Origin of the sequence: Pseudomonas xionganensis (genome assembly GCF_009763245.1) — a bacterium.
Taxonomy (GTDB): Bacteria; Pseudomonadota; Gammaproteobacteria; order Pseudomonadales; family Pseudomonadaceae; genus Aquipseudomonas; species Aquipseudomonas xionganensis.
Map to the genome: position 1 here is coordinate 1,103,772 of NZ_WKJZ01000001.1, position 17,432 is coordinate 1,121,203.

Genomic DNA, 17,432 nt, shown 5'->3' on the forward strand with positions numbered 1-17,432 from the left:
GCGGTGAAAAGGCAGCGATTGTAGCCCAAAGCCGTGCTGGCTGCCCGGGTGCGTGGCGCCGCTAGCGAGCGCGTCGGGCAAAACTGCCCAGCGCCCGCTCAATGCACTGCATGGTCTTGCCGAAGGCCTGCACCTGGGCGTCGCTCATGCTGGCGCCGGCCTGATCGGCCACCACCAGCATGACCACCCGCTCGTTGCTGGCCAGCGAGCGCAGCAGCAGATGCTCGCCGGGGAACAGGGCTTTCAGGCTGCCGGGCAGCATGGCCGAGAACTGGGCGATATTGCCAGGGGTCAGGCGCAGCTGGCCGGGGCTGCTGAGCAGGCGCCGCAGCACCTGGCTCTGTTGCGGGTCGAGGCTCAGGTTGGCGGCGGCCGGGTCCAGGCCGGCATGCTGTTGGACGATCAGGCGGCTGTGGTTGCGGTCGGCCAGCAGCAGCAACTGGCGACTCATGCCACAGGCTTGCAGGGCCTGTTTGGCGCAGTTGGTGAGTTGCAGCACATTGCTGAAGGGACTCGGTTGCGCCAGCAGTTGCCCACAGTACTGACGCCAGGCGCTGACTTCGGTCGGTTTCGCCGCAGGGGGCGGCGCTGCCTTGATGTGGCGGGCCTCCCAGGGCCAGAGCAGGGCCTGGGCCGGATGCCAGAGGCCACTGCAGTTCACCTGCCGGGCGCTAAGCACCGCCTGCTGGTGCAGCAGCTGTTGCAGATCGGCCAGGGGCAGGTGCAGATACAGGCCGGTCAGGCGCTGCCAGCGCAGGCTGTGCTGGCCATTCCAGGCATAGTGGGCGGACAGGGCCAGGCCATTGGCCAGGAGGATGCTGTTGGCCGGGTGCGTCAGCCAGCGGCGCAAATGGGTGTCGTTATCCAGGTGCTGTTGCTGCTGCAGGGGGTGTTCATTTTCCCGGGCGATATGCAGGGCCTTGACCAGCAGGCGGCGATCGTCCAGCAACAGACGGTAGCCCTGGATGATCCAGGCCGGCAGACGCCAGCGTTCACTCAGGGCCAGGCACAGCTGCAGCAGGGGCACGCCCAGTTCGTCCTGCTCCACCCGGCTGGCCGCCTGGCCCTTGACCAGCACGCGCTGCTCCCAGGCCTCGAACAGCTCCGGAAAGGCCGCCAGCAGGTGCCAGATCGGCGCAAGAAACAGCAGGCTGCCCCAGTGGATTTCCTGCCATAAGCGCGCCAGGCGGCCGCCGAACAGGCCATTGGCCTGCTGGCTGGCGTGCAGGCTGATCAGCTGGATCTGCCGCAGGGCCAGGGGCATCTCCTCTTCGTTCAGGCTCGGCAACTGTTTGAGTACTGTTTCGACCCGGCTCAGGCCCAGGCGGCTGACCGCGTTTTCCAGGCTTTCGGTCGGCTCGTGAAACCCACCGCCCTGACGATTGGCTTCGCGCAGCACCGCAAGGGCCAGGGTCGGGCACTGCTGCATCAGCTCGGCAATATCGCGCATCGATTTATTGCTATCGGCCAAGGCGCGGAGGATTAACAGCTGGCTCTGCTGAGTCACAGGCAGCCGTTGCTTATCCAGCAGCGTGAGCCAGTCATTCAGGGTGCGGGGGCGAGGAGGGGGCTTTGGCATTCGGGTTGAGTCAAGCTGGCTTTTGACCTTAACTGGCTATAGTCTCGCGCAAAACTTCCGATAAATAGAAGGGTTGTTTTGCAAAGCCCCTTTTCCTCACCTCTGGCCAGTTGCTTCCTATGGTAAAAATTCTCGGGATTCTCGTCGTACTGGGTTGTGTGATCGGTGGCTTTATCCTGTCTGGTGGTCAGTTTATGGCCCTGGTGCACCCCTATGAAGTCTTGATCATCGGTGGCGCGGCCCTGGGTGGCTTTCTCCAGGCCAACCCCGGCAGCACCTTCATGCATGTGTTCAAGAAGTCCTTGAGCATGTTCAGCTCGCGCTTTACCCACAGCTACTACCTGGATGTGCTCAAGCTGATCTACGAGATCCTCAACAAGAGCCGTCGCGAAGGCATGATGGCCATCGAAGCCGACGTGGAAGACCCCAACGCCAGCCCCATCTTCAGCAAGTACCCGGGCATCCTCAAAGACCAGCGCATGACCGCCTATATCTGCGATTACCTGCGCATCATGTCCTCCGGCAATATGGCGCCCCACGAGCTGGAAGGGCTGTTCGATATGGAACTGGCCAGCCTCAAGGAGGATCTTGAGCATCCCTCCCATGCCGTGGCCAAGATTGCCGACGGCTTGCCGGCCATGGGTATCGTGGCGGCGGTACTGGGGATCGTGATCACCATGTCGATCCTGGCCGAGGCGAGCAACGCCGAGATCGGTCAGAAGGTGGGTACGGCGCTGGTGGGTACCTTCCTCGGTATTCTCGCCTCCTATGGTTTCTTCGGGCCTTTGTCCACTGCCCTGGAGCACGATGCCAAGGAAGAGCTGAACGTCTACGAGGCGATCAAGGCCGGCCTGGTGGCTTCGGCCTCCGGCATGCCGCCGTCGCTGGCGGTGGAGTTCGCGCGCAAGGTGCTCTATCCGGCCCATCGCCCGAGCTTTACCGAGCTTGAACAAGCCATGCGCGGCAACTAAAGGCTGAATCATGGAGAACAATCAGCCGATCATCGTCAAGCGGGTCAAGAAGGTAGCCGGCGGCCACCATGGCGGTGCCTGGAAGATCGCCTTCGCCGACTTCGCCACGGCGATGATGGCCTTCTTTCTGGTGATGTGGCTGATGACCACCGCGACACCTGAGCAGAAGAAGCTGATTTCCGGCTATTTCCAGGACCCAATCGGCTTCTCCGAAAGCGCCAGTCCTTACGTGATCGACCTGGGTGGCTCGCCCACGCCGGCGCCGGATCGCACCCTCAACCCCGAGGAGCAGGCGCCCGCCGAACAGGCACCTTCCGAGATGGATCTGACCCAGGCCGAATCCCTGGCCGAAGAGGTGGAGCGCGAGCGGCTGGAGTTGCTGTTGCAAGAGTTGCAGAACAAGGTTGAAGACAATCCGCAGCTGCAGAACTTCAAGGATCAGATCCTCTTCGAGATCACCCAGGATGGCCTGCGCATCCAGATCATGGATGCCGAGAACCGGCCCATGTTCGCCTCCGGCAGCGCGCAGCTGCGCCCCTATTTCGAGGACATCCTGCTGGCCCTGACCGACACCATCGCCGCCGTGCCGAACAAGATCAGCATCAGCGGCCATACCGATGCCCAGCCCTTTGCCGGGCGCGGCGGCTATGGTAACTGGGAGCTGTCGGCCGACCGCGCCAATGCCGCGCGACGGGTGCTGGTGGCCGGTGGCTATGACGATGAGCAGGTGGCCCGGGTGGTGGGTTATGCCTCTTCGGCGCTATTTGATCGCGACGATCCGCTTAACCCGGTCAACCGCCGTATCGATATCGTGGTGCTGACCAAGAAAGCCCAGCGCGCCATCGAAGGCGAGCAGAGCGAAGCCGCTGACGAGACGCAGAATGAGCAGGCGCCGCCTGCACTTCCCAGTCGCATCAGCACGCCCCCGGCAGACGAGCCGCTGCAGCCGGATCAGCTGCGCGAGCGCCTGAATATCTTCGAGGATGGGGTGCTGAATTTCGATCAGCCCTGAGCGGGTGTTTACACATTACTGCGCTCGGCCATGCTGCGTTGCAAGCAGCCTCTGAGCGGTGTTGCAGTAGCCAAGGCCGTGACAATCGTCACGGCCTTTTCGTATCAGTACTCGGCCTGCGGCAGGCTGGCGAGGATATGCCGGTAGCTGGCCATGCGCTGAGGCTGAATACGACCATCCTCCAGAGCCTGGAGCAGGGCGCAGCCGGGCTCGCGGTCGTGCTTGCAGTCGCGGAAGCGGCAATGACCGAGCAGGTCGTGGAACTCGATAAACCCCGCTTCGACATCCTCACGGCTGACATGCACCAGGCCGAATTCGCGAATGCCCGGGGAGTCGATCAGCTCACCGCCGCCAGGGAAGTGGAACAGCCGCGCCGTGGTGGTGGTGTGGGTGCCCTTGCCGGTCAGCTCTGAAAGCGCCCCGACCCGGGTATCCACGCCCGGCAGCAGGCTGTTGACCAGGGACGACTTGCCCACCCCGGACTGGCCGACAAACACGCTGACATGGCCATCAAGCAGGCGCTTGAGCTGCTCCATGCCATCGCCCTGGTGAGCCGACACCTCCCGCAGCGGATAGCCCAGCTGGCGGTACACCGCGAGCATGGCATTGAGGGCCACGGCGTTCTGCTCATCGATCAGGTCGGCCTTGTTCAGCAGCAGCAGGGGGCGGATGCCGGCATGCTCGGCGGCCACCAGATAACGGTCGATCAGGTTGGCGTGTGGCTCGGGCAGGGGCGCGAAGACGATCACGATCAGGTCGACGTTGGCCGCCACCGGCTTGAGCTGGCCGCGGGTATCGGGGCGGCACAGTTCACTGCTGCGCGGCAGCTGCGCGACGATTACCCCGATGCCCTGATTGCCGGAGCGCCACACCACCCGGTCCCCGGTGACCATGGCCGGCAGGTTGGCACGCAGGTGGCAGCGGAACACCTGGCCGGCCTGAGGGCCTTCCAGGGCCTCGACCTCTACCTGCACGCCAAAGTGGGCAATCACCAGGCCGGTCTGCTCCGGCCCCAGGTCACCGCCTTCGAGAATCTGCTCCGCCTGGGATTCGCGTTTGGCGGCGCGGGCAGCCCGTTCCCCCTGGATTTTTTCGATCCGCCAGTTCTGCCGGCGATTGAGTTGGCGTTTGGCCATGAAGGTTCCAAGAATTGAGAAGCGAGGAAAACGTCGGCGAGTTTAGCAGCCTGCGCCCCACTGCAGGCGATTGCCGACAAGGGCGCTGTTGCGGCTAAACTGCCAGGCATCTTGCCAGCCATAGGAGCCTGCATGCCCCGCGCCTTATTTGCCCGCTACCCGGCTCTGGCAGCCCTGTTGGCCCAGCTGTTGGCCAGCCTGGTGGTGCTGGCGTTGCTGGTCATGGTGGTACAACTCAGTCCCTGGCGCCCCGCGGCCTTGTTGGCGGGCCTGCTGCAGGGGCTGCTGGCTGCCACGCTCGGCCGCTATCTGGGGCTGGCGCCCTGGTGGTGGTGGCTCAACCTGGCCTTTGTCCCCGGCCTGCTGCTGGCCAGCGGTGCAGCCTTGCCGGGCTGGCTGTTTCTGCTCGGCTTTGTGCTGTTGCTGCTGCTTAACTGGAACAGCCTGGGCGAGCGGGTGCCGCTGTACCTGACCGGCGCGGGCACGCGCCGCCAGTTGAGCCAGTTGCTGGCCGAGCGCGGTGAGCACTTTCGCTTTGTCGACCTGGGCTGTGGCCCGGCTGGCACCCTGCTGGCCCTGGCTCGGCAGTTTCCCCAGGCGCAGTTTGTCGGGGTGGAAACCGCGCCGCTCAGCTTTGCCATCGCCTGGCTGCGGGCGCTGTTGCAGAGCAACTGCCGGATTCGCTATCAGAGCCTGTGGCGCACCGATCTTGCCGACTTTGACCTGGTGTACTGCTTTCTTTCGCCCGCCCCCATGGCCGAGTTATGGCGCAAGGCCAGGGCCGAAATGGCAGCGGGGAGCTGGTTGATCAGCAACAGTTTTGCCGTGCCCGATGTGCCGCCGCAGCGCCTGATCGAATTGTCGGATTGGCGGCAGTCGAGTCTGCTGCTGTGGTGCATGCCGGGTGCGGGGCTCAGTACAGCCGATACGGCGTTGCCGGCGGGCTGATAAACTGCCGCCATCAGCCAAGGAGCACAGCATGCAGAACCCGCAGAACCTGATCTGGATCGACCTGGAAATGACCGGTCTGGAGCCCGAGAAAGACGTCATCATCGAGATGGCCACCATCGTCACCGACAGCGACCTGAATATCCTCGCCGAAGGGCCGGTGATCGCCATCCACCAGAGCGATGCGGTGCTGGCCGGCATGGACGAGTGGTGCACCCGCACCCATGGCGAAAGCGGCCTGACCCAGCGCGTGCGTGAAAGCACCATCGACACCGCGGCAGCCGAGGCGCAGACCATCGCCTTCCTGCAGCAATGGGTGCCCCAGGGCGCCTCGCCCATCTGCGGCAACAGCATCGGCCAGGATCGGCGCTTTCTCTACCGCTATATGCCGACACTGGAAGCCTACTTCCACTACCGCTATCTGGATGTCTCGACCCTGAAGATCCTCGCCGACCGCTGGGCGCCGAAGATCAAGGAAGGCTTTCAGAAGAAGGGCACCCACCTGGCCCTGGACGATATCCGCGAGTCCATCGCCGAACTCAAGTACTACCGCGACCACTTCCTCAAGGTCTGATAGATGCCGCTCGGGCAAGGGACTGCCGGCATGCTGCAGCCTGTGCGCCTGTCGGCCGCCCGGCTGCGCCGGCCCTGGCTGGCTTTGCCCCTGCTGGTGCTGCTGGGCCTGTATCTGGCCGACCGCCTCTGGCCGTTGCCCTTGCCGCAGGACGATCTGGCCCGGGTGGTGCTGGCCGAGGATGGCACGCCGCTGTGGCGTTTTGCCGATGCCGACGGGGTGTGGCGCTATCCGGTGCGTCCGGATGAGGTTTCCCCCTACTACCTGGAAGCCCTGCTGACCTACGAAGACCGCTGGTTCCGCCAGCACCCCGGGGTCAACCCTCTCGCCCTGGGGCGTGCGGCCTGGCAGAACCTACGCGGCGGGCGCGTCGTGTCCGGCGGCAGCACCCTGTCGATGCAGGTGGCGCGTCTGCTTGATCCTCACGCGCGCAGCTATGCCGGCAAGCTCAAGCAGCTGTGGCGCACCCTGCAGCTGGAATGGCACCTGTCCAAGGATGAAATCCTTGCCCTTTATCTCAATCGCGCCCCCTTTGGCGGCACCCTGCAGGGGGTGGCGGCGGCCAGCTGGGCCTATCTGGGCAAGGGGCCGGGGCAGCTGACCCGGGCCGAGGCCGCGCTACTGGCGGTGTTGCCCCAGGCCCCCAGCCGGCTGCGCCCGGACCGGCACCCCGAGCGGGCCCAGGCTGCTCGCGACAAGGTGCTGCAGCGTCTGGCCGATTTTCGTGTGTGGCCGGCGCCAGCCGTGGCCGAAGCCCGGGAGGAACCGGTGCTACTGGCACCACGCCAGGAACCCCGGCTGGCCCCTTTGCTGGCGCGGCGGCTGAACACCCCGGGCAGCCCACCGCTGATCCGTACCACCCTGGACGCCGCCCTGCAGCGGCGCCTGGAGGATCTGCTGCTGGGCTGGCGGGCACGTTTGCCGGAGCATACGTCTGCGGCCATTCTGGTGGCCGAACACCCCGGCATGGCGGTGCGCGCCTACCTGGGTTCGGTGGATATCGGCGATGCCCGGCGCTTTGGCCATGTCGATATGGTCAGTGCGCTGCGCTCGCCCGGCTCGACCCTCAAGCCCTTTCTCTATGGCCTGGCCCTGGACGAGGGACTGATCCATTCCGAGTCCCTGATGCAGGACGTGCCGCGGCGTTACGGTGATTACCGTCCGGGTAATTTCGCCAGCGGCTTTCAGGGACCGGTGTCGGCCAGCGAGGCCCTGGCCAGCTCCCTCAATCTTCCAGCGGTACAGTTGCTGGAGGCCTATGGGCCCAAGCGCTTTGCCGGCGAGCTGCGCGGCGCTGGTGTAGCGCTGCGCCTGCCGCCGCTAAGCGAACCCAGCCTGGCGCTGATCCTGGGCGGTGCCGGCAGTCGCCTGGAAGATCTGCTCAGTGGCTATAGCGCCTTCGCCCGTGGCGGTATGGCGGCGCGCCTGCGCTTTGCTCCCGATGAAGCGCTGTATGAACGGCGCCTGCTGTCGCCCGGTGGGGCCTGGATCATCCGCCGCATCCTTGCCGGTCAGGCACGACCGGATCGCGATCCGCGGGCGCAGCTGGTGCAGCGCCCGACCCTGGCCTGGAAGACTGGCACCAGCTACGGCTTTCGCGACGCCTGGGCGATTGGCGTGGCGCCGCGCCATCTGATCGGGGTGTGGATCGGCCGCCCGGATGGCACGCCGGTGCCCGGGCAGTTCGGCCTGGCTTCCGCCGCGCCCCTGTTGCTGCAGGTGCATGACCTGCTGGCCAATCGCGATAGCCAGCGCGGCCTCGCCATACCCGCCGATCCGCAGCCGAGCGAGGTGGGGGTGGCGGCGATCTGTTGGCCATTGGGCCAGCCCATTGCGCGGGATGACCCCAACTGCAGGCGTCAACGTTTTGCCTGGACCCTGGCGGGCACCCAGCCGCCGACCCTGCAGGCGGCGGACCAGCCACTGGGCCTGGGGTTGCGCGAGGTCTACTGGGTCAATGACGCGGGCTTGAGAGTGGCCGCCGACTGCCCCGGCGCCCAGCGCCGCGAGCTGGCGCTATGGCCCGCGCCTCTGGAGCCCTGGCTGCCGAGTCGTGAGCAGCGCCGGGCCCGCTTGCCGGCGCCAGATCCGCTTTGTGCGCCGCCTGCGCCAGTGGCCGTGGCGCCGCTGTCGATCGTCGGGGTACGGGAGGGGGATCGCCTGCAGCGTCCTGCCGGCAGCAGCGAACCCCTGCGTCTGCAGTTATCGGCCCTGGGCGGCAGTGGCCGGCGCTGGTGGTTCGTCAATGGCCAGCCGGTCGGCGAAAGCATCGCGCAGGAAACCTTTGTCCAGCGCTTCGAGCAGCGCGGCGACTATCAGCTCAGCGTGCTGGACGAAAGCGGGCAGACGGCGCGTCTGGCCTTTCGCCTGGAGCGCGATTAACCACCTCCTCTGTTCAGACCAGCTTGAAGCGATTGACCAGGGTCTGCAGTTCGCCGCCCAGGCGGGCCAGATCGACGCTGGCCGCCGAGGTTTCCTCGGTGGCGGCGGCGGACTGTTCGGCCACATCGCGGATATTCGACACGCTGCGGCTGATCTCCTCGGCCACCGAGCTTTGCTGTTCGGCCGCCGTGGCGATCTGCTGGTTCATCTGCTGAATGCTCGATACTGCGCCGTTGATGGCATCCAGCGCCGCGCCGGCCTGTTTGGCGGCCTCTACGGTTGACGTGGCCTCGGTGCAGCTCTTGTCCATCATCTCGACTGCGCTCTGGGCGCCACCCTGCAGGTTGGCGATCAGGCCTTCGATCTCGCTGGTGGATTCCTGGGTGCGCTTGGCCAGGGCGCGCACCTCGTCGGCCACCACGGCGAAGCCGCGGCCCATTTCGCCGGCGCGGGCCGCTTCGATGGCGGCATTGAGGGCCAGCAGGTTGGTCTGCTCGGCGATACCCTTGATCACATCCAGCACCGCGCCGATATTGGTGCTGTCGTGCTTGAGGCGTTCGATGGACTGGGCCGAGTGCTCGATGGAGCGGGCCAGGTTTTCGATACGTTCGATGGCCTGCTGCACGGTCTGGTTGCCCTGCTGGGTTTGCTGGTCGGCGTCACGGGCGGAGTAGGCGGCGGATTCGGCGTTGCGTGCCACATCCTGCACCGTGGCGGTCATCTCGTGCATGGCGGTGGCGACCTGCTCGGTTTCCATCTTCTGCTGGGTCACCCCGGCGCTGGTCTGCTCGGTGACGGCCGACATTTCCTCGGCCGCAGTGGCCAGTTGCTCGATCCCGCTGGTCAGGCGGGTCAGCAGTTCACGCAGGCTCAGGGTCATGGTCTGCATGGCCTGCATCAGCTGACCCAGTTCATCCTGGCGGGTGCTTTCGATGTTTTCCGACAGATCACCCTGAGCCACCTTGCGCGCCAGCTGCACCACGCGCTGCAGGGGCTTGACGATCATCTGGGTGATCAACAGGGCACAGAGCAAGCCAAGGATAAAGGCGATAACCGCGGCGCCCACCAGTATGGCCTCGGCCTGGAAAGCTTCGGCTTGCAGCACCTTGAGTTGCAGTTCAAGGGACTCGGCGGAGGCGCTGGCCACTTCCCGGGCCCGCTCATTCATGGCGCGCTCGCTGGCATCGCGGCTCTCGACCGCCTGGCGCAGGCTGTCGAAATTGCGTTGATACAGGGCCAGCTGGGTCATGGCCGAGTCCAGATCGGCGCGGGCGGCCGGGTCGCTAATGCGGTCGCGCAGATTCTGACCGTTCTGGCTGATGGTCTCGAATTGCTGCAGCAGCACCTGGGCATCCTGGGCCTGGCTGCTCAGGACAAAATTCTTCTCGAAACGCCGGGCGGTGAGCAGTTCCTTGGCCAGGTTACTGGCCTGGGTGGCGTAGCCCAGGGTGCGGATGCTGTCTTCATCGCCGCTGGCGCGTATCTGCTGTTCGGCAGCCTGCCCCAGCCGGGCCTGCAGTTCATCGAACTCCTTCAATGCTTCCCGCGCCGCTTCTTCCATGGCCCGTTGGGCAGTCTGATTGCTGGCGCTGGCCTGGCTCAGTGCCTGCAACTGCTGGCGGTAGTCGGCCACATCCTGGCGAATGCCCTCCATCAGGGCGATGCTTTCCGGGCGGTTCAGCACTTTCAAGGCATCGCTGGTCAGGGCTTCGATTTCTTCGACCAGACTCTGGGCCTGCTCGATGTACTGGCTGTCACCACGGATGATGAAGTTTTTCTCCTGCTGCCGGGCCAGGGACAGCTTGCTGTCGATTTCGTTGACCTTGAGCAGGGTGTCGAAGCGGCTCAGAGTGCTCTCCAGGCTGCTAAAGCCGAGGCCGGCCACCCCCAGGGTGATGACCAATACCAGGCCGAAGCCGCTGAGCAGCTTCTTGCGCACGCTCAGATCCAGGACAAGATTGCTCACTGATCCGGGCATAGGAACTTCCTTATAGCGTCGTTAGGTCAGGGTCTTAACCTTAGTGCCTTGATGGCAGAGTGCTGTGAGCGTTTCTTTACAGATCGTTTCAATCGGGAATGAGTGGTCGAAATACGTCGATCGGTGGCCTGATCAGGCTCAATGGCGCCTGACCGGGGGCGCAACTATTCTGCATTGCAGGCCCAGGTAAAGCCTGAATGTCCCTGGCCGATAGCCTTTTGCGATAAGTGGAAATTGATTTTGTATACAGTTGCGTATACAAATATTGCCTTCAAATAATAACGACAAGGGTGATCGCCCATGAATCTCTGGAAGCGCAGTATCCAGTGGCAACTGATGCTCAGCATGGGCGCGGCCTTGCTGGCTAGCATTCTGATCGTGGTGGCCATCTACTCGGCCATCGTCAATCGCCTGACCGAGCGCTACCTGGTCGAAGAAGCGCTGCCGGCCAGGGTGCTGGCGATCCGCAATGATTTGGAGCGGGTGCTCACTGCGCCGATTACCGCCAATGCCTCGATTGCCGAGAACACCCTGGTGCAGGACTGGCTGGCCAGTGGCGAGGACGAGGCGCGCCGCGAAGAGTTTGCCCGCTATCTGGAAGGTGTGCGTGCCCAGCAGCAGGCCATGACCACCTCCATCGTCAGCCTGGCCAGTGGCAACTACACCACCGGTGAGGGGCTGATGCGCACCCTGGATCGCGCCCAGCCGGAGAACGTCTGGTTCTACCGCCTGGTCGACAGCGACCGCGATCGCGCCCTGGAAATCGATATCGACAAGACCACCCGCCTGCCGACCCTGTTTATCAACCAGCGCATCAAGCAGGGCAATACCACCCTGGGGGTGGCCGGCCTGGGTTTTCGCCTGACCGATATGTCGAAGATGATCAGCGACTTTCGCTTTGGTGAGCAGGGGCAGGTGTTCCTGATCGACGGCAATGGTGAGATCAAGGTGCATCCGCGCTCTGAGCTCAGTGGTACTGGCAAGTTGCAGGAGCTGTTTGGCAGCGATGCGGCCAATGCCGTGCTCTCCGGCGGCAGCCAGGCGGTGCGCTTTGTGCGTGACGGCCAGCCCTATCTGGGGGTGGTGCAGAAATTTGCCAGCCTGGACTGGATTCTGGTCAGTGAGGTGCCCGAGGCCGAAGTCTATGCCGAGGCGCGCCAGGCCATGCTTACCAGCAGCCTGATCGGCCTGGGCGTGGCACTGCTGTTCCTTGGGCTGGTGGTGCTGCTGGCCAAGGGGCTGGTGCGGCCGATTCGCCAGGTCACCGCGGCGTTGGTGGAGATTGGCGGCGGCGGAGGCGACCTCACCCGCCGGCTGGACGAGTCGCGGGCCGATGAGTTGGGCGATCTGGCCCGAGGTTTCAACCGCTTTATCGCCAGTCAGCGCAGCCTGATCAGCGATGTGCTGAATACCAGTGAGCGTCTACGTGGTGCAGTTGGTCAGGTGGCTCAGGTGGTGGAAAACACCGCCGGACGCTCCGGTCAGCAGCAGGAAATGACCGATATGGTGGCCACCGCCGTGCACGAGATGGGTCTGACCGTGCAGGAAATCGCGCGCAATGCCAGCAGCGCCGCCCAGGCTTCGCAGGCGGCGCGTGATGAGGCGCAGCAGGCGCGCAAGGTGGTGGGGCAGTCCATTGGTCATATCGAGCATATGTCAGCGGAAATTGGCGACGCCGCAGCCGCGGTGAGCGAGCTGGCCGAGCAGGTGGCCTCCATCGATCAGGTGCTGGCGGTGATCCGCGGCATCTCCGAGCAGACCAACCTGCTGGCCCTCAATGCGGCTATCGAGGCGGCCCGGGCCGGCGAGATGGGCCGTGGTTTTGCCGTGGTGGCGGACGAGGTGCGTACCCTGGCCAGTCGTACCCAGAGCTCCACCGACGAGATCCAGCAGATGATCCAGCGCCTCAAGCAGGGCGCGGACAATGCGGTCAGCTCCATGCATGCCGGGCAGGCCGCCACCGGCACCGGGGTCGAGGCCAGCCAGCAGACCGGTCAGTCCCTCAGTGCCATTACCGAGCAGGTAGAGCGCATCAGTGACATGAACACCCAGGTGGCCACCGCCACCGAGGAGCAGAGCTCGGTGACCGAAGAGATCAATCGCAATGTCCAGGGCATCGCCGACCTGGCCCATGCCACCGTGGGCGAGGTGCAGGCGTGTAAGGAAGATTGCCAGACCCTGCGTGGCCTGGCCGATGACCTGGCCAAGCAGATGGGCAGCTTTAAGCTTTAAGGCGGAGTGCTGGCAGGTTGTTGAAAAACGTAGGCGAGGCAGGCAAGACAAGGTAAAAACGGCCGAGAAAGCGCAGTGTACAGTTGTACATGAGCATTTTGAGGTCGTTTTTAACGCAGGATTGCCCACGTAGGTAGTTTTTCAACGGCCTGTTAGGCCGTTACCACCCGATTGCGGCCAGCAGCCTTGGCGGCATAGAGGGCATTGTCCACGCGGCGGAAGAAGCCTTCGGCGCTGTGATCGCGCGCCGGGTCAAAGCAGCCAACGCCTAGGCTGGCGGTCAGCGGCAGCAGATGCCCTTCCAGCTGGAAACCCTCGCCCGCCAGTTGTTGGCGGAAGTCCTCGGCCATCAGTCGAGCCTGCTCCAGGCTGGTATTGGGTAATAGAACGCCAAACTCCTCACCCCCCAGGCGCAGCAGTGCGTCACTGTCGCGGCGGAAGTTCAGGCGCATGCGTTCGGCGAAGGCGGCCAGGCAGCTGTCACCGCTGATATGGCCGTACTGGTCATTGATCTGCTTGAAGAAGTCGATATCCAGCAAGACCAGGGACAAGGCCTCGCCGCTGCGCTGGGCGTTGGCCAGCATGGCCGGGAACAGGTTGTTGAACAGATAACGATTGCCCAGTTGGGTCAGGCTGTCGGTGCGGTTGATCTGCTCCAGGCGCGCTTGCTGCTCCAGCAGTTGCAGCTCCAGTTCAAGGGTGGCGCGGTATTCCCTGTGGCTGCGGTTGAGTGCCAGTAGCAGATAGGCGAAGTAGCAGGCGAGGGTGACCAGCGTGGCCAACTGCTCCTGATAGTGCCAGAGCAGTGTCAGCAAGCCAGGTAGGTACAGCAGTACCAGGGCCGTTATGGCGCGGTACTTGCGCATGGCGAAGTTGAAGGCCATGGCTGTGCTGAAGGCGATGGTGCTGAGGGTGGCTATGTTGGCCGAGGAGCTGAAGCGCATCTGGCTCAAGCTCATGGCATAAACCAGGCCCCAGGCCAGGGCGGTGCTCAGAATCAGGGCCCAGTGTCGATCCAGCCATCGTTGCAGGGCTTTGCTGCTTTGCTCCGTTGGCAGGGCGTGGGCCAGGCGCAGGCCCCAGAGGCTGGCAAAGAGCAGGGTACCGCCCAGGCCCAGCAGCATGTCCTGTTGCGGCGCCTGGGCGAAGCCCCAGACCAGCAGCCAGGCCAGCAGGTAGAACACCCCGCCCAGACGGGTGCGCACCCGGGTGTCCTGGGCTTCGCGCCAGAGGCTGAAGGCGTGAGGTTGGCGAGGAACTGCGGTATCGCTCATTTTGTGATCACGAATATGCCATGGCTTGAGGATAGCGCTTTCCATCAAGCCATGGTGACAAAATGCCAGTGATCAGGCTGGGCGTTTACAGGTGCGTTGCGGCGGGTGGCTCTGTCAGTGGGTGCGGGCCACGGCAAAGCGGGTCAGTTCCACCAGCGCGTCGCGGTACTCGCTGGGTGGCAGGACTTCCAGGCAGGCGATGGCGCGTTCGGCGTAGTCGCGGGCTTGCTGGGCGGTGTAATCCAGGGCGCCAGCGGCTTCTACGGCCGCGCGGATGCTTTCCAGATCCTCGATGCCGCCTTTCTGGATCGCCTGGCGCACCAGGGCAGCCTGCTCGGGCGTGCCTTCGCGCATGGTGTAGATCAGCGGCAGGGTCGGTTTGCCTTCGGCCAGGTCGTCACCGACGTTCTTGCCCAGGCTGGCGGCGTCGCCCTTGTAGTCGAGCAGGTCGTCGACCAACTGGAAGGCCACGCCCAGGTGATCGCCAAAGGTGCGCAGGGCTTCGCGCTGAGCTTCTGTCGCGCCGGCCAGGGCGGCCGCACTGTGGGTCGAGGCCTCGAACAGCATGGCGGTCTTGCCGCGGATGACCTCCATATAGGTGTCTTCCGTGGTGCTGGCGTCGCGCACCTTGGACAGCTGCAGCACCTCGCCCTCGGCAATCACCCGGGTGGCGTGGGAGAGGATCTTCATCACCGGCATGGAGCCGAGTTCGACCATCATTTCGAAGGAGCGCGAATAGAGGAAGTCGCCCACCAGTACACTGGGTGCGTTGCCCCATTGGGCGTTGGCAGTGCTGCGGCCACGGCGCATGTCGGACATGTCGACCACGTCGTCGTGCAGCAGGGTTGCGGTATGCAGAAACTCGATGGTGGCGGCCAGCAGGCGCAGCTGATCGCCTTCCAGCCCCAGGGCCTTGCCGCTGAGCAGGACCAGTAGCGGACGCAGGCGCTTGCCACCGGCGGAGATAATATAGTCGCCGATCTTCTCGACCAGCGGCACCCGCGATACCACCTGTTTGCGGATGATGCCGTCAACGGCGGTAAAGTCATCCGCCACCACGCGGTAAAAGGCCTGGGGTTGCATCGCTGGTACCTGTGAATCATAGGGTGCGCGGCATGCTAGGGGGCGGGGTAGGGGCTGTCAAGGCAAGCGGCTGGGGCGCTTGCACTGAGCGGGCGGCTTGCGTACAATCGCGCACCCTGAACTTCCCCCCTGGGTATTTCCCTGCCTTACGCAATTGCACGGGTGTCATTCCGGCCCCGAGCAGCCATGCCAGCCGACACTTATTCCTATAAAGCGCTGGGTGAGCAGGATTAACGGAGATTTACCATGTACGCAGTAATTGTTACTGGTGGCAAGCAATACAAAGTCACCGAAGGCGAATTCCTCAAGGTCGAAAAACTCGAGCTGGCCACTGGCGAAGCCGTGACTTTTGACCGTGTTCTGCTGGTCGGCAATGGCGACGACGTGAAAATCGGCGCTCCGGTTGTTGACGGTGCCAAGGTTGTGGCTGAAGTGGTTGCTCAAGGCCGTCACGACAAGGTCACCATCATCAAGTTCCGTCGTCGTAAGCACCACATGAAGCGCCAGGGCCACCGTCAGTGGTACACCGAGATCAAAATCACCGGTATCCAGGCCTGATTCGTTTCGGCCTGATCCCTTTATAGGAGTATTGAACTCATGGCACACAAAAAAGCTGGCGGTAGTACCCGCAACGGTCGCGACTCAGAAGCCAAACGCCTTGGCGTGAAGATGTATGGCGGCCAGGCTATCAAAGCAGGCAACATCATCGTGCGTCAGCGCGGCACCCAGTTCCACGCCGGTTACGGCGTTGGCATGGGTAAGGATCACACCCTCTTCGCTAAGGTCGAAGGCGTGGTCAAGTTTGAAGTTAAGGGCGCCTTCGGTCGTCGTTACGTGAGCGTCGTAGCGGCTTAATTGCACGACTGCTGGAAAAGCCCTGTCCTTGCGACGGGGCTTTTTTGTTTCTTGGGGTTCTTGCCAAACTGCCCTGGATGCTGGCGTTCGATTTGAATGCAGGTCAATTTTGCAAGAACCTAGTGTTTCTCGGTTCAGATGACCCGCGTAAATGCGGGAGGCTTAAAGATGAAATTCGTCGATGAAGTATCGATTTTTGTAAAAGCCGGCGACGGCGGTAACGGCATGATGGCTTTTCGTCGCGAAAAGTTTATCGAGAAGGGCGGCCCCAACGGCGGGGATGGCGGTGACGGGGGCTCGGTGTTTATCGAAGCCGACGAGAACCTCAACACCCTGGTGGACTACCGCTATACTCGCAAATTCCAGGCGCAGAACGGCGAGAAGGGCGGCAGCACTGACTGCACCGGCGCCAAGGGCGAGGACCTGATCCTGCCGGTGCCGGTGGGAACCACGGTGATCGATGCCTCGACCCAGGAAGTGATCGGCGACCTGACCAAACCGGGTCAGCGCCTGATGGTGGCGCAGGGTGGCTGGCATGGGCTGGGCAATACCCGCTTCAAGTCCAGTACCAATCGGGCGCCGCGTCAGACCACGCCGGGCAAGCCGGGCGAGGCGCGCGATCTCAAGCTGGAATTGAAGGTGTTGGCCGACGTTGGTCTGCTGGGCCTGCCCAATGCCGGCAAGAGCACCTTTATCCGTTCGGTGTCGGCGGCCAAGCCGAAGGTGGCGGATTATCCGTTCACCACTCTGGTGCCGAACCTGGGCGTGGTCAGCGTCGATCGCTACAAGAGCTTTGTCATCGCCGATATTCCCGGCCTGATCGAAGGGGCTTCCGAGGGTGCGGGGCTGGGGATTCGTTTCCTCAAGCACCTGTCGCGTACCCGCCTGCTGCTGCACCTTGTGGATATGGCGCCGCTGGATCTGACCGATCCGGCCGAAGCGGCCGCGACCATCGTCGATGAGCTGACCAAGTTCAGTCCGGCTCTGGCTGAGCGTGAGCGCTGGCTGGTGCTGAACAAGGCCGATCAGATCCTCGAAGAGGAGCAGGAGGCGCGTATCGCCGAGATCGTCGGGCGCCTGCAGTGGCAAGGGCCTGTGTATGTGGTGTCGGCCCTGGCGCGCCAGGGTACCGAGAAGCTCTGCTACGACATCATGGATTATCTGGAGGCGCGCGCCGAGCGCATCGCCGAGAATCCCGAGTTCGCCGCCGAGCTGGCCGAGCTGGATCAGCGCATCGAAGATGAGGCGCGGGCGCAGCTGCAGGCGCTGGACGACAAGCGTGCGCTGCGTCGTTCCGGGGTCAAGGCAGCCGGTGAGGTGGATGATGACGACGGCTTCTGGGATGAAGAAGACGCCGATGACGGCCCGGAAATCATTTACGTCCGGGATTGACGATTTTCCCAACGCC

The 17,432-nt window shown here is 63.8% G+C and carries 14 protein-coding genes and 2 pseudogenes; 10 read left to right on the forward strand and 6 right to left on the reverse strand.

The window, feature by feature from the left end; translation table 11 throughout:
- Positions 1 to 61: 61 nt before the first annotated feature.
- A complete protein-coding gene (locus GJV18_RS04985) occupies positions 62 to 1,579 on the reverse strand; it encodes an HDOD domain-containing protein (RefSeq protein ID WP_160343600.1) in 1,518 nt (505 codons plus the stop codon).
- A gap of 119 nt (positions 1,580 to 1,698) precedes the next feature.
- Between GJV18_RS04985 and motA the strand changes: the two genes are divergently transcribed.
- Positions 1,699 to 2,550: a flagellar motor stator protein MotA gene (gene motA, locus GJV18_RS04990; RefSeq protein ID WP_160343601.1), complete on the forward strand. Its 852-nt coding sequence runs from the start codon at positions 1,699 to 1,701 to the stop codon at positions 2,548 to 2,550.
- 10 nt (positions 2,551 to 2,560) lie between these two features.
- Positions 2,561 to 3,562: a flagellar motor protein MotB gene (gene motB, locus GJV18_RS04995; RefSeq protein ID WP_160343602.1), complete on the forward strand. Its 1,002-nt coding sequence runs from the start codon at positions 2,561 to 2,563 to the stop codon at positions 3,560 to 3,562.
- Between the two features lie 104 nt (positions 3,563 to 3,666).
- Here the strand turns inward: motB and rsgA are convergent, their stop codons facing one another.
- Positions 3,667 to 4,698, reverse strand: coding sequence for a small ribosomal subunit biogenesis GTPase RsgA (gene rsgA / locus GJV18_RS05000; protein WP_160343603.1), 1,032 nt, complete (start codon positions 4,696 to 4,698; stop codon positions 3,667 to 3,669).
- A gap of 132 nt (positions 4,699 to 4,830) precedes the next feature.
- On the opposite strand from rsgA, the gene GJV18_RS05005 reads away from it, so the two are divergent.
- Genes GJV18_RS05005 through pbpC form a run of 3 tightly spaced genes read left to right on the forward strand, consistent with a single transcriptional unit; the run spans position 4,831 to position 8,602 of the window.
- Positions 4,831 to 5,646, forward strand: a complete 816-nt coding sequence (locus GJV18_RS05005) for a class I SAM-dependent methyltransferase (protein WP_160343604.1) — start codon at positions 4,831 to 4,833, stop codon at positions 5,644 to 5,646.
- Positions 5,647 to 5,677: 31 nt separating this feature from the next.
- Positions 5,678 to 6,220 carry an oligoribonuclease gene (orn, locus tag GJV18_RS05010; protein WP_160343605.1) on the forward strand — a complete coding sequence of 181 codons (543 nt, stop codon included), beginning with the start codon at positions 5,678 to 5,680 and terminating at the stop codon, positions 6,218 to 6,220.
- 30 nt (positions 6,221 to 6,250) lie between these two features.
- A complete protein-coding gene (gene pbpC, locus GJV18_RS05015; protein WP_160343606.1) occupies positions 6,251 to 8,602 on the forward strand; it encodes a peptidoglycan glycosyltransferase PbpC in 2,352 nt (783 codons plus the stop codon).
- Positions 8,603 to 8,615: 13 nt separating this feature from the next.
- Here the strand turns inward: pbpC and GJV18_RS18820 are convergent, their stop codons facing one another.
- Together GJV18_RS18820 and GJV18_RS18825 are read right to left on the reverse strand one after the other, a co-directional pair.
- Positions 8,616 to 9,500, reverse strand: a complete 885-nt coding sequence (locus GJV18_RS18820) for a methyl-accepting chemotaxis protein (RefSeq protein ID WP_407692348.1) — start codon at positions 9,498 to 9,500, stop codon at positions 8,616 to 8,618.
- Positions 9,474 to 10,580, reverse strand: a pseudogene (locus GJV18_RS18825) (methyl-accepting chemotaxis protein); the annotation flags it as partial. The pseudogene GJV18_RS18825 and the gene GJV18_RS18820, both read right to left, overlap by 27 nt.
- Positions 10,581 to 10,925: 345 nt before the next feature.
- Between GJV18_RS18825 and GJV18_RS18830 the strand changes: the two are divergent.
- Both GJV18_RS18830 and GJV18_RS18835 read left to right on the forward strand, forming a co-directional pair.
- A pseudogene (locus tag GJV18_RS18830) lies at positions 10,926 to 11,948 on the forward strand (cache domain-containing protein); the annotation flags it as partial.
- A 135-nt stretch (positions 11,949 to 12,083) separates the two neighbouring features.
- Positions 12,084 to 12,812: a methyl-accepting chemotaxis protein gene (locus tag GJV18_RS18835; protein WP_407692349.1), complete on the forward strand. Its 729-nt coding sequence runs from the start codon at positions 12,084 to 12,086 to the stop codon at positions 12,810 to 12,812.
- A gap of 152 nt (positions 12,813 to 12,964) precedes the next feature.
- Here the strand turns inward: GJV18_RS18835 and GJV18_RS05030 are convergent, their stop codons facing one another.
- A complete protein-coding gene (locus GJV18_RS05030) occupies positions 12,965 to 14,086 on the reverse strand; it encodes a GGDEF domain-containing protein (RefSeq protein WP_160343609.1) in 1,122 nt (373 codons plus the stop codon).
- Between the two features lie 114 nt (positions 14,087 to 14,200).
- Entirely contained in the window at positions 14,201 to 15,169 is a 969-nt protein-coding gene (locus tag GJV18_RS05035; protein WP_160343610.1) for a polyprenyl synthetase family protein, read from the reverse strand.
- A 246-nt stretch (positions 15,170 to 15,415) separates the two neighbouring features.
- On the opposite strand from GJV18_RS05035, the gene rplU reads away from it, so the two are divergent.
- From rplU to cgtA, 3 genes are all read left to right on the forward strand, one after another.
- Complete coding sequence (gene rplU / locus GJV18_RS05040) at positions 15,416 to 15,727, forward strand: 50S ribosomal protein L21 (RefSeq protein WP_160343611.1); 312 nt, start codon at positions 15,416 to 15,418, stop codon at positions 15,725 to 15,727.
- A 39-nt stretch (positions 15,728 to 15,766) separates the two neighbouring features.
- Positions 15,767 to 16,024, forward strand: coding sequence for a 50S ribosomal protein L27 (rpmA, locus tag GJV18_RS05045; RefSeq protein WP_011912146.1), 258 nt, complete (start codon positions 15,767 to 15,769; stop codon positions 16,022 to 16,024).
- Between the two features lie 168 nt (positions 16,025 to 16,192).
- Entirely contained in the window at positions 16,193 to 17,416 is a 1,224-nt protein-coding gene (gene cgtA / locus GJV18_RS05050) for an Obg family GTPase CgtA (protein ID WP_160343612.1), read from the forward strand.
- Positions 17,417 to 17,432: the final 16 nt, after the last annotated feature.

Excerpts from the sequence above, each read along its gene's own strand:
- GJV18_RS18820 (WP_407692348.1), bottom strand. The coding sequence starts at position 9,500 with ATGCAGGCCATGCAGACCATGACCCTGAGCCTGCGTGAACTGCTGACC.
- orn (WP_160343605.1), top strand. The coding sequence starts at position 5,678 with ATGCAGAACCCGCAGAACCTGATCTGGATCGACCTGGAAATGACCGGT.
- cgtA (WP_160343612.1), top strand. The coding sequence starts at position 16,193 with ATGAAATTCGTCGATGAAGTATCGATTTTTGTAAAAGCCGGCGACGGC.
- GJV18_RS05005 (WP_160343604.1), top strand. The coding sequence starts at position 4,831 with ATGCCCCGCGCCTTATTTGCCCGCTACCCGGCTCTGGCAGCCCTGTTG.
- GJV18_RS05035 (WP_160343610.1), bottom strand. The coding sequence starts at position 15,169 with ATGCAACCCCAGGCCTTTTACCGCGTGGTGGCGGATGACTTTACCGCC.
- pbpC (WP_160343606.1), top strand. The coding sequence starts at position 6,251 with ATGCTGCAGCCTGTGCGCCTGTCGGCCGCCCGGCTGCGCCGGCCCTGG.
- rpmA (WP_011912146.1), top strand. The coding sequence starts at position 15,767 with ATGGCACACAAAAAAGCTGGCGGTAGTACCCGCAACGGTCGCGACTCA.
- rplU (WP_160343611.1), top strand. The coding sequence starts at position 15,416 with ATGTACGCAGTAATTGTTACTGGTGGCAAGCAATACAAAGTCACCGAA.
- motA (WP_160343601.1), top strand. The coding sequence starts at position 1,699 with ATGGTAAAAATTCTCGGGATTCTCGTCGTACTGGGTTGTGTGATCGGT.
- GJV18_RS04985 (WP_160343600.1), bottom strand. The coding sequence starts at position 1,579 with ATGCCAAAGCCCCCTCCTCGCCCCCGCACCCTGAATGACTGGCTCACG.
- motB (WP_160343602.1), top strand. The coding sequence starts at position 2,561 with ATGGAGAACAATCAGCCGATCATCGTCAAGCGGGTCAAGAAGGTAGCC.
- rsgA (WP_160343603.1), bottom strand. The coding sequence starts at position 4,698 with ATGGCCAAACGCCAACTCAATCGCCGGCAGAACTGGCGGATCGAAAAA.
- GJV18_RS05030 (WP_160343609.1), bottom strand. The coding sequence starts at position 14,086 with ATGAGCGATACCGCAGTTCCTCGCCAACCTCACGCCTTCAGCCTCTGG.
- GJV18_RS18835 (WP_407692349.1), top strand. The coding sequence starts at position 12,084 with ATGGTGGCCACCGCCGTGCACGAGATGGGTCTGACCGTGCAGGAAATC.